Genomic DNA, 14,398 nt, shown 5'->3' with positions numbered 1-14,398 from the left:
GCGTGATCCTAGTCCCGCTGTGGGACTGCTGCAAGTCTGTCGGTGGATACTGGACAAATGGTTGGTGTCAATTGATGACTTTTACCGATGCTGTCGGCAGTGGAGGGAAAGGGGGGAGTGAATTCAGTGGAGGAAAACTCTATCCCGGACAGCATTTTTCCGGTGTAGGAAAAGGCAGCGTGATTTAGCCGAATTGGATTCATGGACCTACAAAAAAGGCTTACCTCTCGGTAAGCCTTTTTCAGTTGGCAGTGTTGATTCAATCCCCCAACGCTACCCCTTCACGCCGAGGATCCGCCCCACCTGCCAGCGTTGTCTTCCCCTGAGCATCCTTGACTCGCACGATTGCCTGGGTGCCGCTGGTCATGTCGATTTCGTTGACGGTGTGGCCCTTGTCCTTGAGTGCCTGGATCAGCGTCGGGCTGAACTGGCCCTGTTCCAGTTCCGTCGGGCCGTTGCGGCTGCCGAAGTTGGGCAGGCTGATCGCGCTTTGCGGGTCGAGGTTCCAGTCGAGCAGGCCGACGGTGGTTTTGGCCACGTATTCGATGATCTGCGAGCCGCCGGGAGAACCGACGGTGGCGACGAACTCGCCGCTGTTGCGGTCGAAGATCAAGGTCGGCGCCATCGATGAGCGCGGGCGTTTGCCGGGCTCTACGCGGTTGGCGACTTTCTGTCCGTTCTCTTCGGGGATGAACGAGAAGTCGGTCATCTGGTTGTTGAGCAGGAAACCCTGAACCATCAGGTGCGAGCCGAACGCTGCTTCGATGGTGGTGGTCATCGAGACGGCGCCACCGAAGTCATCCACGGCCACCACTTGCGAGGTGGAAATGCGCAGCGGCGAGCGATCCGGCGCGTAGGCGACCTGCACGCCCGGCGGTGTGCCGGGTTTGGCTGTGCCCATGCTGCGTTCGCCGATCAGGCTGGCGCGGCTGGCCAGGTAACCCGGATCGACCAGGCCCTTGGCCGGCACCGGCACAAAGTCGGTATCGGCTACGTATTGCGCGCGGTCGGCGTAGGCCAGGCGCTCGGCTTCGGCGATCAGGTGCACGGCTTGCGGCGCAGGTTCGATGCCGGCGGGTTTATCGGTCTTCACAGGTTTGAGCGGCGTCAGGGACAGGCGCGGATCGCGGGTTTCCAGCGCCTGCAAGGTGCCGAGAATCTGCGCCACTGCAATTCCGCCCGATGATGGCGGCGGCATCCCGCAAACCTGCCAGCGTTTGTAGTCGGTGCACAGGGGCGCGCGCTCCTTGGCCTGATAGTGCTGAAGGTCGTTCAGCGACAGGCTGCCGGGGTTGGCGTGGCCCTGAACCTTGGCCACGATCTCTTCGGCGATCGGGCCTTTGTACAGTGCGTCCGCACCTTCGTTGGCGATGCGTTTGAGCACGGCGGCCAGCGCCGGATTCTGCAAGCGAGTGCCGACGGCTTTGACGCTGCCATCGCTGTTCAGAAAGTACTTGGCCATGTCCGGCGAGCGGCGAATCACCGGGTCGGATTCCAGCAGCGAATGCAGGCGCGGGGAGATCGCAAAACCCTGCTCGGCCAGTTTGATCGCCGGTTCGAACAATGTCGCCCACGGCAAGCGGCCGTGCTTTTTGTGCGCCAGCTCTAATGCACGCATTACCCCCGGGGTGCCGACGGAGCGTCCACCGATCTGCGCCTGCGGGAACGGCATCGGTTTTCCATCGGCCTGCAGGAACAGCTTCTCGGTCGCACCGGCCGGTGCGGTTTCGCGACCGTCGTAGGTGCGCACTTGTTTGCCGTCCCACAGCACGATCATCGCGCCACCACCGATCCCGGAGGATTGCGGTTCGACCAGGGTCAACACGGCTTGCATCGCGATGGCGGCATCGATGGCGGAACCACCCTGACGCAACATCTCGCGACCGGCCTCGGCGGCCAGCGGATTGGCAGCGGCGGCCATGTGTTTTTCGGCGTGGCTGGCTTGCAGGCCGGTGCGGTAACCGGAGGCGGCTTCCGGTGCCAGCGGCAGGGTCGAGGAGGGCGGTGCGTTGCAGGCCGTGAGGGCGATGGCGCTGACGATCAGCGTCAGGGCGGGCAGGCGAAAACGGTTCAGGGGCAGGGCTGGAAACACGCGGGCTCTCCGTCCGTGGGATAAAAGTCTGACGGACTGTATCGGCCGACCGTGTACGACGCAAACCGGAGGTATCTTTGTCCTTCATGCCTTGGCGGATTTTCTGTAGGGTCATGGGCAAACGTGAAGCCAGAACAATCAACAAGAGGCCGCCATGCACAACGAGTTTCCGACCCAGCCCAGCTATCGCGAACAACGCGAGCGCTTTCTAGCCGCCGCAAAGGTTGCGGGTGCAACGCTCTCTTCGTACGCGCATCCGCTCAATGGGCCGTTTGGCGAGTCTTTGAGTACCGATGTCGCGGTGCTGGGGGATCCAGCGGCCAAACGGCGCCTGGTGGCGCTCAGCGGCACCCACGGGGTTGAGGGTTATTACGGATCGGAGTGCCAGATCGACTGGTTCGAGCATTTCACGCCGGACTCGCTGCCGAAGGATGTCGCGGTCGTGATGGTTCACCTGATCAACCCGTGGGGCACGACGTGGCTGCGGCGGGTCAACGAAGACAATATCGACCTCAACCGCAATCACCTGGATTTCAACCGACCGCTTCCGGACAACCGCGCTTACGCAGCGCTGCATGAAATTTACGCCTGCACCGATTTGAATGGCCCCGAGCGGCAAAAGGCTGATGCCTTGCTGGATGCGCAAATTGCCGAGCACGGCTGGCCGGCTGTCATGTCGATTGTCGAGGGCGGTCAGCACAGTCATCCCGACGGATTGTTCTTTGGCGGACTCGCGCCGAGTTGGTCGAATCGCACGCTGCACTCAATCATCGAGAATCATCTGGCCGGTGCTGAAACCGTGATGTGTTTCGACCTGCACACCGGCGCAGGCGAGTACGGGCATCCGATGCTGCTGACGATTACCCAGGCGCCGTATCCAGCGCTGGCCAAGGCGCAGTCGATTTACGGCCCGTGGCTCTACACGCTGCACACTGGAGCCGAAACCCTGAGTGAAACCGGCGTTGCGGCAACCGCCACCGGCTACACCTCGCAGGCACTGCTCAATGCGCTGCCGAATGTGCAACTGATGCCGTTCGTGATCGAGTGCGGGACTTATCCGGGGCCGGACGTGCATCGTTACCTGCGCGACGATCACTGGCTGCATCTGCATGGCGATCCGCTGGATGCGACGGGGCGCGAGATCAAATTGAATCTGCTGGAGCAGTTCTATCCCGCCGATCCGGACTGGCGAGCGATGGTCGGTTTGCGCACGCGGCAGATCTGGACGAAAGGGCTGGCGGCACTGGCCGGATAAAAGAAAATGCCGGCTGACGATGGCCGGCACTTTTCTCGAGGCATAAAAAAACGGCCTACCTTTCGGTAAGCCGTTTTTAGTACTTGGTGGCTACACAGGGACTTGAACCCCGGACCCCAGCATTATGAATGCTATGCTCTAACCAACTGAGCTATGTAGCCAAGTGGCGCGCATTATTCCCCTGAAATGGAAAAGCGTCAAGCGTAAATTCAAAATATTTCTTCTTATTTTCAACCGCTTATCCTCCCGCGCCGAAAATCGGGGCGGGAGGGGCTTTCAACGCAGCTGAAATCTTCCGGTGTTGGCACTCAAGGCATGGCTGCCCTGGCTCAAGGTATCCGCCGCGAGGTTCACGGCCCGCGCGCCTTCGAGCAGACGAACCGCCGCTTGATCGACCTGCTGGATATTGCCGCTGACCTCATCGGCAGTGTTCGCCTGTTCTTCTACCGCTGTGGCGATCTGGGCGAGGGTGTCGGTGACACTCTGCACGGCGCTGGCGATTTCCCCCAGGCGTTCGCCAAGTCCCGTGACCGCTTCCGCGTCCGATTGCGCCTGGCCGCAGGCAGCCTCCATCAGGCTCACGGCTTCATTGACCGTATTGCGCAGGCTGTCGACCGTGCCGGCGATCTGCGCCGTGGACGATTGCGTACGTTGCGACAGGCTGCGCACCTCGTCGGCCACCACGGCAAAACCGCGACCTTGCTCCCCGGCCCGCGCGGCTTCGATGGCGGCGTTGAGCGCCAGCAAGTTGGTCTGTTCGGCGACGCCGCGAATGGTGTCGACCACCAGTTGAATCTGCTGCCCTTGCTCGCTGACCCGGCCGAGCGCTGCGGCAGTTTCGTTCAGGCGCTGATTGAGCTGCTGAATGCTCGCCGTGGTCCGTTGACTGTCACGGCTGCTGTCGGCAGCGATGCGCCGGGTGTGCTGGGCGCTGCCGGAAGCCTGTTCGCAACTCTGCGCCACGCCTTGAGACGTCGCCGCCAGTTGCGTGGCCGCTGCGGCGATCTGGCTGATCTGCAATTGCTGGGCCTCGACTTCGCTGAGAGCGCCGCTGGAGTGATCGTTGAGGCTGCGCACCGCGTAGCTCAGTTGCGAAGTCTCGTGATCGACACCCAGCAGGCTGGTACGCAATTGCACCACCGCCACGTTGAGTGCGGTGCTGATCGAAGCCAATTCATCGCGGCCCACGACCGGCACTTGCAGGCTCAGATTACCGTCGCGCAGAGCCTCGGCCAGCAGCGTGATGCCGCTGGCGCTACGACGGATGGAGGCTTGCAGGCAGACGAACAGATACAGCGCCGCCAGCAACAGGAAACCGAACACAGCGGCGACAACGATGAACTGACGAATCGCCGATCCGTGGTAGTCATCCAGGCGCTGATCCAGCGAAACCAGCGATTGCTGGCGCAGCGTGGCGAGGTTGCCGAGCAGGGCATCGAGAGTGCGCTCGAACTCTTCAGGCTTGAGATTGATGCTGCCGCCGAACACGCCGTCATCCAGCACTTTCAGACCGGCATCCAGTTGTTTGAGGCTGTCGTGATATTGCCCGGCCCAGCCTTGCAGGGCCGGCGGCAGACGCGCTTCGAGCAGGCCCGCAGTTTTCACCAACTGCTCACGGGCATCGCCGATGCGGCTGCGCAGGTCACGCAGTTGCAGACGGCTTTGCAGGGTGAACTGGCCGGATACCACCGACGCCTGGCCGACGGCTGCCAGTCGGCCGACACGTTCGATCAGGTCCGGTGCGTGCTGGGTGGAAATCTGCGTCAGCAGATAGGTTTCCAGCCAAGGCGCGAGGATCAGGCGATTGTCCATCGCGATCTGCTCACGCAACGCTTGCAGGGCGCTGAGGGCGTTGGTGAATCGGTCGTAACCGTCCGGCCACCAACCGACACCGGAAAGGCTTTTCGAGTCCAGACCATTGAGCGCGGCTTGCAGCGCCTGATAGCGAGTCAGGGTTTCTCCTTCCGCGCCTTCGGCTTGCAAGGCATTGCCCAAGTCCAGCGTCGCCTGGGCAACAGCAGGTTGTACGCTATCGAAGGCGGCCATGGCCGCAAGGGTGGCGGGCGTCGGCTGGCGGTTGGTTTCCGTGGCGCGCCAACGGGCGGCGCGGTCGCGCTGGGCGGCGAGCAGATTGTCGAGTGCATCGAGGGCGAGCAACTGCCGCACACCGGCACGTTCGCCGGCAATCAGGTTGAGTTTTTCGCGATAGTCCTGGCCGATCATCAACAGGCTGCCGGCCAATGGCAGGATAAACAGCAGAAACAACAACTGGAATTTACGCGCGAAGCCAAACCGCCCCAGCAACCTGATCCCCGGTGATAAAAAAGCCTGCATGCCCCATGACTCCTCTGGACACCACGCACCATCGGCGTGCATCGCGGTCGTTGCGACCGGGATTGGTGCCCTGCTAAAAGGCCTCGAAAGTTCACCCTTGCCCGCTCTGTAGGCCGGCTCTGTAGCGAAACTTCCCATTCTCGATGCCCTTTGTAAGGGCGCCGCGTTCAAGCGGATAAGCAAGGCAAGATTCAGACCATGGCGTTGCGCTATCACTTGTGGCGCGACGACTGAATAGTTCGTTAGCTGGCTAAGGGGATGGCGCTGGCGCACCGAAAAATGGCACATTGACGCACCTGCCCGCGTGCACCCATCTGCAGTCCGGAAACTCCCATGGCTATCAGCAACGTTCAGACCGCCGCTGCCTCGGCGTCCGCTCCTCCCCAGAACAGTCCACTGGTGATGCGCATCATCGGCGCGGTGGCGCTGGCGCATTTGATCAATGACCTGATCCAGTCAGTGCTGCCGTCGATCTATCCGATGCTCAAGGCCAACTATGGCCTGAGTTTCACCCAGGTCGGCCTGATCACTTTGACCTTCCAATTGACCGCTTCGCTGTTGCAGCCGTGGGTCGGTTATCACACCGACCGGCATCCGAAACCGTGGCTGCTGCCGGCAGGTTCCGTGTGCACGCTGATCGGCATTGTGATGATGTCGATGGTTGGCAGTTTCCCGTTGATTCTGTTGGCAGCGGCGCTGATCGGTATCGGCTCTTCGACTTTCCACCCTGAAGCTTCTCGTATCGCGCGTCTGGCGTCGGGCGGGCGCTTCGGTCTGGCGCAATCGACGTTTCAGGTCGGTGGTAACGCCGGTTCGGCGTTCGGCCCGTTGCTGGCGGCGGCGATCATCATTCCTTTCGGGCAGGGCAATGTGGCCTGGTTCGGACTGTTCGCGGTGTTTGCGCTGTTCGTGCTCTATCGCATCAGCCGCTGGTACGCCCATCACCTGAACCTGTTCAAGCTCAAGGCCGGCCAGGCCGCCACTCACGGACTGTCGAAGAGCAGGGTGATCAGCGCGCTGGTGGTGCTCGGGTTGCTGGTGTTCTCCAAGTACTTCTACATGGCCAGCCTGACCAGCTACTTCACGTTCTACCTGATCGAGAAGTTCGACCTGTCGGTGGCCAGTTCACAGCTGCATCTGTTCCTGTTCCTCGGCGCGGTGGCGGCGGGCACGTTCTTCGGCGGGCCGATTGGCGATAAGATCGGGCGCAAGGCGGTGATCTGGTTCTCGATCCTTGGCGTGGCGCCGTTCACGCTGCTGATGCCGCATGTCGACCTGTTCTGGACCAGCGTTCTGAGCGTGGTGATCGGTTTCATCCTCGCTTCGGCGTTCTCGGCGATCGTGGTGTACGCGCAGGAACTGGTGCCGGGCAATGTCGGAATGATTGCCGGGGTGTTTTTCGGTCTGATGTTCGGATTTGGCGGGATCGGTGCGGCGTTGCTCGGGCATCTGGCGGACATTCACGGCATTGAGTACGTGTACTTCCTGTGCTCGTTCCTGCCGCTGTTCGGGGTGCTGGCGATCTTCCTGCCGAGAACCCAAAAGGCCTGACGGGCCGAATTTCAGGCACAAAAAAGCCGCGTATCAAACGCGGCTTTTTCTTGGGTGCAGCTTTTACACGTTGAAGCGGAAGTGCATCACGTCGCCATCTTTGACGATGTAATCCTTGCCTTCCAGACGCCATTTGCCGGCTTCCTTGGTGCCCGCTTCGCCCTTGTACTGGATGAAGTCGTTGTAGGCGATCACTTCGGCGCGGATGAAGCCTTTCTCGAAGTCGGTGTGGATCACGCCGGCGGCTTGTGGTGCGGTGGCACCGACGCGGACGGTCCAGGCGCGGACTTCTTCGACACCGGCGGTGAAGTAGGTCTGCAGGTGCAGCATTTCGTAGCCGGCGCGGATCACGCGGTTCAGGCCAGGCTCTTCCAGGCCCAGGGCCTCAAGGAACATGTCTTTCTCTTCACCGTCGTCCAGCTCGGCGATTTCCGCTTCGATCTTGTTGCAGACCGGAACAACCATCGCGCCTTCTTCTTCGGCGATGGCCTTGACCACGTCCAGGTGCGGGTTGTTCTCGAAACCGTCTTCAGCGACGTTGGCGATGTACATGACCGGCTTGGTGGTCAGCAGGTGGAAGCCCTTGATGATCGCTTTTTCGTCGGCGCTCATGTTCTTCATCAGGCTGCGTGCAGGCTTGCCTTCAGTGAAGTGCGGGATCAGTTGTTCGAGCAGGGCCTTCTGGGCCACTGCGTCCTTGTCACCGCCCTTGGCGTTGCGCGCGACTTTCTGCAGTTGCTTCTCGCAGCTGTCGAGGTCGGCGAAAATCAGTTCCAGGTCGATGATTTCGATGTCGCGCTTCGGGTCGACGCTGTTGGAAACGTGGATCACGTTCTCGTCTTCGAAGCAGCGCACGACGTGAGCGATCGCGTCGGTTTCGCGGATGTTGGCCAGGAACTTGTTGCCCAGGCCTTCACCTTTCGAGGCGCCGGCAACCAGGCCCGCGATGTCGACGAATTCCATGGTGGTCGGCAGGATGCGCTTCGGATTGACGATGGCCGCCAGAGCGTCCAGACGCGGATCCGGCATCGGCACGATGCCGCTGTTCGGCTCGATGGTGCAGAAGGGGAAGTTCTCGGCCGCGATCCCGGATTTGGTCAGGGCGTTGAACAGGGTGGACTTGCCGACGTTAGGCAGGCCGACGATGCCGCAATTGAATCCCATGGTGTTTCCCCTCGGATTAGAGTCAGGCCTTCTGGCTGTGCAGGTTTTTCATCGCGCGGTTCCATTCACCGGCGAGGATATCCGGCAGCACGCCGAGGGCAAAGTCGATGCTGGCATCGAGTTTTTCCTGTTCGGCGCGTGGCGCACGACCCAGGACGAAATTTGAAACCATACTGGCGACACCCGGGTGGCCGATGCCGAGCCGCAGGCGGTGGAACGTATTCTGATTGCCCAATTGCGCAATGATGTCGCGCAACCCGTTGTGACCGCCATGGCCGCCGCCGACTTTGAGTTTGGCGACGCCCGGAGGCAGATCGAGTTCGTCGTGCGCCACCAGGATTTCTTCAGGCTTGATGCGGAAGAAACCGGCGAGTGCCGCCACGGCCTGGCCGCTGCGGTTCATGTAGGTGGTGGGAATCAGCAGACGAACATCCTGACCCTGATGCGAGAAGCGCCCGGTCAGGCCGAAATACTTGCGATCGGCCACGAGATTCACGTTCTGTGCGTGGGCGATGCGCTCAACAAAAAGGGCCCCTGCGTTATGCCGGGTCTGCTCGTATTCAGCGCCTGGATTTCCCAGGCCAACGATCAGTTTGATGGCAGTCACGATAGGGGCCCTTCCTTTGAGTGGTGGATAACATCGCCGCGATCAGGGAAGGCGGCGAAAGTGGACGAAAAATGCTCATTTACCATGGATGTAAACTCCGCGTTCCCGCCCGCTTTCTCGCTACGTTCCAGTCCGCGATGTTACCTGCTCACTCAGGCATGACAGAGTGAATTACTCTGCTGCGCCTTCTTCGGTAGCTTCTGGAGCAACACGTGGAGCGTGGACGTTGGCAACAGCCTTGTCATCGCCGTGTGCCAGAGCCACGAACTCGACACCTTTAGGAGCTTTGAGGTCCGACAGGTGAACGATGGTGCCGATTTCAGCGTTAGCCAGGTCGACTTCGATGAACTCAGGCAGATCTTTTGGCAGGCAGGAAACTTCGATCTCGGCAACAACGTGCGAGATTTCGCCGCCTTTCTTCACTGGAGCAGCTTCGTTGATGAAGTGCACAGGAACGATAGCGGTCAGTTTCTGGCCAGCTACAACGCGTACGAAGTCAGCGTGCATCACGTGGCCTTTGGCCGGGTGACGCTGCAGAGCCTTGATGATCACGTTTTGCTTGGTGCCACCAACGTTCAGTTCGATAACGTGGCTGTAGGCAGCTTCGTTTTCGAGCAGTTTGGCAACTTCTTTGGCCAGCATGCTGATGGATTCAGGGGCTTTGTCGCCACCGTAAACAACAGCTGGAACCAGGGCGGCGAGACGACGCAGGCGGCGGCTCGCACCTTTCCCCAGGTCGGAACGCGCTTCAGCATTCAGAGTAAAATCGTTCATTTTGTATCTCCAAAATAGCCATGACCGAGTGGCGTTTGCGACCAGCGCCGAACACGGTATGGGCAAAAAAGCCCCGCCCCGGCAGGAATGCCGGGGCGGGGCGCTTTTCGTCAACGAGACATTTCGAGAAGGGCAGGGCCCTTAACGGAACATCGCGCTGATCGATTCTTCGTTGCTGATGCGGCGAACCGCTTCGGCAACAACCGGTGCGATATCCAGTTGACGGATACGTGCACAGGCTTGTGCTGCAGCGGACAGCGGGATGGTGTTAGTGACCACCAGCTCGTCCAGCACGGAATTTTCGATATTCTCGATGGCCCGACCCGACAGCACAGGGTGTGTGCAGTAAGCAAAGACCTTGGCTGCGCCATGCTCTTTCAGGGCCTTGGCCGCGTGGCACAGAGTGCCGGCGGTATCGACCATGTCATCGACCAGGATGCAGGTACGCCCTTCGACATCACCGATGATATGCATCACTTCAGAGTGATTGGCTTTCTCACGGCGTTTGTCGATGATCCCGAGATCCACGCCCAGGGATTTGGCAACGGCACGTGCACGCACGACGCCACCAATGTCCGGGGACACGATCATCAGGTTCTCGAAGCGCTGATCTTCGATGTCATCCACCAGAACAGGGGAGCCGTAGATGTTATCTACCGGAATATCGAAGAAACCCTGAATCTGGTCAGCATGCAGATCAACCGTGAGAACACGGTCGATGCCGACTACGGTGAGCATGTCAGCAACGACTTTCGCGCTGATAGCCACACGTGCGGAACGCGGACGGCGATCCTGACGGGCATAACCAAAATAAGGAATAACAGCAGTGATACGAGTAGCCGAGGAGCGGCGGAAGGCATCAGCCATCACTACCAGTTCCATCAGGTTATCGTTGGTCGGAGCGCAAGTCGGCTGAATAATGAAGACGTCTTTACCACGAACGTTTTCATTGATCTCGGCTGTAATTTCGCCGTCGGAGAATTTACCGACAGAGATGTCACCGAGAGGGATATGCAGCTGACGTACGACACGCCGAGCCAGATCGGGGTTAGCGTTCCCCGTAAAGACCATCATCTTGGACACGCGCAGTACCTGAAGGCTGAGGGTATACCTGGATGAGTATAGGAAAATGGCAGGGGCGGCTGGATTCGAACCAACGCATGGCAGGATCAAAACCTGCTGCCTTACCGCTTGGCGACGCCCCTGTATCTGTTGCTTGCAAGTGCCGGGCACTTGGTTCCTTTAGAGCAGACTTTGCAGCTTGCGATGCAACATCGAAACGTTGCTTCCTTTCGCTACAAACCCTGTAAGGGTCTCTGTCAGAAGGGCCGAGACTTTATCAGCTTCAGCTTTGCTTGGGAAGCCCCCAAACACACAACTTCCAGTTCCGGTGAGTTTTGCTTCGGTAAAATTACCTAACAAATTCAATGCGTTACGTACTTCTGGATAACGCCTTGATACCACCGGCAAGCAGTCATTTCGACTGTTTCCCTCGGGAACGGGGCGCACTTTAATGGGCGGCGTGTTACGTGTCAACAATGGATCTGAAAAAATTTCTGCCGTACTAACAGAGACTTGCGGAACGAGCACGACATACCACGGTTCGGCGGGCTCGACCGGGGTCAGTTTCTCACCGACACCTTCGGCGAAAGCCGCATGGCCCCGCACGAACACCGGCACGTCGGCGCCCAGTGTCAGGCCCAGTGCAGCCAGTCGATCTTCATCCCAACCCAGTTGCCACAAGTGATTGAGGCCGAGCAGGGTGGTGGCCGCGTTCGAACTGCCGCCACCGATGCCGCCGCCCATCGGCAGGATCTTGTCGATCCAGATATCGATGCCGAGCGAGCAGCCGGATTGTTCCTGCAGTTTCTTCGCCGCGCGCACGATCAGGTTGCTGTCGTGGGGCACGCCGTCGAATTCGGTGTGCAGGTGGATCACGCCATCGTCACGCACGGCGAAAGTGATTTCGTCGCCGTAGTCGAGGAACTGAAAAAGCGTCTGCAACTCGTGATAACCGTCTTCACGGCGACCGAGAATATGCAGCATCAGGTTGAGTTTGGCCGGCGATGGCAGCGTCAGGCGTGGAGCGGTCATGCGTTATTGCCCCAATTTGCGCGGTTGCCAGGTCTTGATGACCAGCGTCACGTCCAGATCGGTGCCGTGCAGTTTGATCCGCTCGGGCAGCCAGTAACCGTTCTGTTCGGCATAGCTGAGGTATTCGACCTGCCAGCCATCCTGATCCAGATTGGCCAAACGGCTGTTGCCGTCCAGGGTCAGACGGCTTTTGCTGTCCGGTGCCGGGAGGCCGCGAACCCACCAGGCCAGATGCGAGACCGGCAGTTTCCAGCCCAGTTGCTCTTCGACCAGTGCTTCCGGAGTCGGCGCTTCATAACGGCCCTGATTCGCCACTTCCAGCGACACCGCGCCCGGGCGACCGGTCAGTCGCGCCGCGCCACGACCCAGCGGGCCGGACAGACGGATGTCGTAGTAATCCTGACGTTGCAGCCAGAACAGCGTGCCGCTGCCCGAGTCTTTCGGGGCGCGAATGCCGATCTTGCCGTCGATCTGCCAGCCGTCGAGGCCGGTCAGGTGTTGTTTGTTCGCGGCCCACTGTGCCGGATTGCCGTGGCCTTCGACCGATTCACGGGCGCCGAAACCCGCGCAACCGGCGAGCAGGGCGATGAAGCTGAAAACTATGACGTGGCGCAAAAACATGAGTTAAAGAGTCTCGGATCCGGTCAGGCGCTTGATGGTGCTGCGCAGGATGGTGCTGTCAGGCTGGTCCTTGAGGAACTTGCCCCAGATTTGTTTCGCTTCGCGCTGCTTGCCCTTGGCCCACAGCACTTCGCCCAGATGCGCGGCGACTTCGTGATCGGGGAAGCGCTCGAGGGCCTGACGCAGGTATTTCTCGGCGTCTTCCAGATTGCCCATGCGAAAGTTCACCCAGCCGAGGCTGTCGAGCACCGCCGGGTCTTCCGGGTTGATCTGGTGCGCCTGCTCGATCAGCGCCTTGGCTTCCGCGTAGCGAGTAGTGCGGTCGGACAAGGTATAGCCGAGGGCGTTGAGGGCCATGGCGTTGTCCGGATCGCGCTTGATGATCAGACGCAGGTCTTTTTCCATCTGCGCCAGGTCATTGCGTTTTTCCGCCTGCATCGCGCGGGTATAAAGCAGGTTCAGATCGTCCGGGTACTGCTGCAACGCTTGTTGCAGGACTTTCCAGGCCTTGTCGCCCTGATTGTTGGCGGACAGGGTTTCGGCTTCGATCAGGTACAGCTGGATCGCGTAATCCGGCTGCTCGTCACGCTCGGCGGCGAGTTTGCTCTGGGCTTCGGCGGTCTTGCCGTTGTTCATCAGAATATCGGCCTGACGCAGTTGCGCCGGCAGATAGTCGTTGCCCGGGCCGACCTGGGCATACTCGATGAGCGCGCCTTGCGGGTCGTTGCGCTCTTCGGCGATGCGCCCCAGGTTCAGGTGCGCCGAATCGACATGGCTTTCCCGGGCGATCAGGTCTTCCAGATAGCCCTTGGCCTCGTCCCAGGCCTTGGCTTCCAGGCAGACCAGCGCCAGGGAATAACGCAGTTCGTCGTCTTCCGGGTATTGCTGAACCAGGGTGGAGAACTCGACCTTGGCGTCGTCCATCCGGTCCTGTTCCACCAGCATCCGCGCGTAGGTCAGGCGCAGGCGCTTGTCGTCCGGGTATTTCTTGATGCTTTTCTGCAACAGCGGCAAGGCTTCGTCGCCACGGTTCAGACCTTGCAGAAGACGTGCGCGCAGCAGGATCGGGGCGATTTCGCCGTCTTCCGGCGGATTGTCTTCAAGCAGGGTCAGCGCACCTTTGGTGTCGCCGTCCTGCTGCATCAGCAAGGCCTTGCCGAAAATCAGCTGATTGTTGTTCGGGTGACGCTGCAACAGGCGGTCGAAGCTTTTCATCAGGCCGTTGCGGGTTTCCTGGTCGGTGTCGGCGGCCGACAGCGCGAGGAAGTCGAAATGGGTGTCGCCCTTGCCCTGCAGGACTTTCTCCATGTAGACCATCGAGTCGTCATAGCGCCCGGCGCGAGCCAGTTGCACGGCGGCGGCGCGTTGCGCTTCGAGGTCGTCCGGGGCGTTTTTCGCCCAGATCAGCGCGGTATCGAGGGCCGGCTGATCGGCGCCCAGGTACTCGGCGATGCGGAAGGCGCGCTCGGAAACGCCCGGATCCTGGGTGTTGATGGCCTGGGTCACGTAGTTGTCCAGGGCAATGTCGAAACGATTGCGCTGGCCAGCGAGTTCGGCGCTCAGCAGGCTGAACACCGTTTCCTGGCTGAACGAGCTGTAAACCTTGGGCTTTTCAGGAGCCGGCGTGGTGTCTTCGACCGGTGAGGCACCGTCCTGCGAAACGGGGGCCAAGGCCTGGCAGCCGCTGAGGAAGACAAAAGCGAGGAGCAACGCGGAAGATCTATTCATATAGGAAGAGGACGACTAACCTGCGGTCGGATCATCATGACACAAGCCTTCGGCCAAACATAACCGAGTCTCGATTGTGGCCATTATAGGGGCCGACAATTGGGACAATAGTAAGCGGTAGTTGTTCTGAATCTGACGAAGTAGGACAATTGCCGGCTTCACGTCACCATCAGCGACC

General features: G+C 60.2%; 11 protein-coding genes and 2 tRNA genes. 2 read left to right on the top strand and 11 right to left on the bottom strand.

Features of this window, described 5'->3' with window-relative positions; all coding sequences use genetic code 11:
* Positions 1–259: 259 nt before the first annotated feature.
* Positions 260–2,092, bottom strand: a complete 1,833-nt coding sequence (ggt, locus tag K5E37_RS18515) for a gamma-glutamyltransferase (RefSeq protein ID WP_085607009.1) — start codon at positions 2,090–2,092, stop codon at positions 260–262.
* 154 nt (positions 2,093–2,246) lie between these two features.
* Between ggt and K5E37_RS18510 the strand changes: the two genes are divergently transcribed.
* Positions 2,247–3,347, top strand: coding sequence for a M14 family metallopeptidase (locus tag K5E37_RS18510; RefSeq protein WP_085607007.1), 1,101 nt, complete (start codon positions 2,247–2,249; stop codon positions 3,345–3,347).
* Positions 3,348–3,431: 84 nt separating this feature from the next.
* Here the strand turns inward: K5E37_RS18510 and K5E37_RS18505 are convergent.
* Positions 3,432–3,508: transfer RNA gene (locus K5E37_RS18505), tRNA-Met, on the bottom strand.
* A 115-nt stretch (positions 3,509–3,623) separates the two neighbouring features.
* A complete protein-coding gene (locus K5E37_RS18500) occupies positions 3,624–5,681 on the bottom strand; it encodes a methyl-accepting chemotaxis protein (RefSeq protein WP_221534784.1) in 2,058 nt (685 codons plus the stop codon).
* A 333-nt stretch (positions 5,682–6,014) separates the two neighbouring features.
* On the opposite strand from K5E37_RS18500, the gene K5E37_RS18495 reads away from it, so the two are divergent.
* Complete coding sequence (locus tag K5E37_RS18495) at positions 6,015–7,232, top strand: MFS transporter (protein WP_221534783.1); 1,218 nt, start codon at positions 6,015–6,017, stop codon at positions 7,230–7,232.
* A 63-nt stretch (positions 7,233–7,295) separates the two neighbouring features.
* Here K5E37_RS18495 and ychF read toward each other — a convergent pair whose 3' ends face one another.
* The 8 genes from ychF to K5E37_RS18455 all read right to left on the bottom strand — a co-directional run bounded on the left by ychF (position 7,296) and on the right by K5E37_RS18455 (position 14,220).
* Positions 7,296–8,396 (bottom strand): redox-regulated ATPase YchF, encoded by a 1,101-nt coding sequence (gene ychF / locus K5E37_RS18490; RefSeq protein ID WP_085607001.1) that lies wholly within the window; start codon positions 8,394–8,396, stop codon positions 7,296–7,298.
* A gap of 22 nt (positions 8,397–8,418) precedes the next feature.
* The gene (gene pth, locus K5E37_RS18485; protein WP_007951726.1) at positions 8,419–9,003 is read right to left on the bottom strand and encodes an aminoacyl-tRNA hydrolase; all 585 of its coding nucleotides are present in this window, start codon (positions 9,001–9,003) and stop codon (positions 8,419–8,421) included.
* 171 nt (positions 9,004–9,174) lie between these two features.
* Complete coding sequence (locus tag K5E37_RS18480; RefSeq protein WP_007951725.1) at positions 9,175–9,777, bottom strand: 50S ribosomal protein L25/general stress protein Ctc; 603 nt, start codon at positions 9,775–9,777, stop codon at positions 9,175–9,177.
* Positions 9,778–9,918: 141 nt separating this feature from the next.
* Complete coding sequence (locus tag K5E37_RS18475) at positions 9,919–10,860, bottom strand: ribose-phosphate pyrophosphokinase (protein WP_003171603.1); 942 nt, start codon at positions 10,858–10,860, stop codon at positions 9,919–9,921.
* Between the two features lie 47 nt (positions 10,861–10,907).
* Positions 10,908–10,982: transfer RNA gene (locus K5E37_RS18470), tRNA-Gln, on the bottom strand.
* Positions 10,983–11,019: 37 nt separating this feature from the next.
* Complete coding sequence (gene ispE / locus K5E37_RS18465) at positions 11,020–11,871, bottom strand: 4-(cytidine 5'-diphospho)-2-C-methyl-D-erythritol kinase (protein ID WP_085606999.1); 852 nt, start codon at positions 11,869–11,871, stop codon at positions 11,020–11,022.
* A 3-nt stretch (positions 11,872–11,874) separates the two neighbouring features.
* Positions 11,875–12,492, bottom strand: coding sequence for a lipoprotein insertase outer membrane protein LolB (gene lolB / locus K5E37_RS18460; protein ID WP_007951721.1), 618 nt, complete (start codon positions 12,490–12,492; stop codon positions 11,875–11,877).
* 3 nt (positions 12,493–12,495) lie between these two features.
* Positions 12,496–14,220 carry a tetratricopeptide repeat protein gene (locus K5E37_RS18455; RefSeq protein ID WP_085606997.1) on the bottom strand — a complete coding sequence of 575 codons (1,725 nt, stop codon included), beginning with the start codon at positions 14,218–14,220 and terminating at the stop codon, positions 12,496–12,498.
* Between the last annotated feature and the right edge of the window lie 178 nt (positions 14,221–14,398).

Origin of the sequence: Pseudomonas sp. RIT778 (assembly GCF_019718735.1) — a bacterium.
GTDB classification, from domain to species: domain Bacteria; phylum Pseudomonadota; class Gammaproteobacteria; order Pseudomonadales; family Pseudomonadaceae; genus Aquipseudomonas; species Aquipseudomonas aphyarum.
This window is presented reverse-complemented; position numbering and strand designations above follow the sequence as displayed.

Bases quoted from the DNA above. Each gene is read 5' to 3' on its own strand.
- ispE (WP_085606999.1), bottom strand. From the start codon at position 11,871: ATGACCGCTCCACGCCTGACGCTGCCATCGCCGGCCAAACTCAACCTG.
- K5E37_RS18510 (WP_085607007.1), top strand. From the start codon at position 2,247: ATGCACAACGAGTTTCCGACCCAGCCCAGCTATCGCGAACAACGCGAG.
- K5E37_RS18495 (WP_221534783.1), top strand. From the start codon at position 6,015: ATGGCTATCAGCAACGTTCAGACCGCCGCTGCCTCGGCGTCCGCTCCT.
- ychF (WP_085607001.1), bottom strand. From the start codon at position 8,396: ATGGGATTCAATTGCGGCATCGTCGGCCTGCCTAACGTCGGCAAGTCC.
- K5E37_RS18480 (WP_007951725.1), bottom strand. From the start codon at position 9,777: ATGAACGATTTTACTCTGAATGCTGAAGCGCGTTCCGACCTGGGGAAA.
- lolB (WP_007951721.1), bottom strand. From the start codon at position 12,492: ATGTTTTTGCGCCACGTCATAGTTTTCAGCTTCATCGCCCTGCTCGCC.
- K5E37_RS18500 (WP_221534784.1), bottom strand. From the start codon at position 5,681: ATGCAGGCTTTTTTATCACCGGGGATCAGGTTGCTGGGGCGGTTTGGC.
- K5E37_RS18455 (WP_085606997.1), bottom strand. From the start codon at position 14,220: ATGAATAGATCTTCCGCGTTGCTCCTCGCTTTTGTCTTCCTCAGCGGC.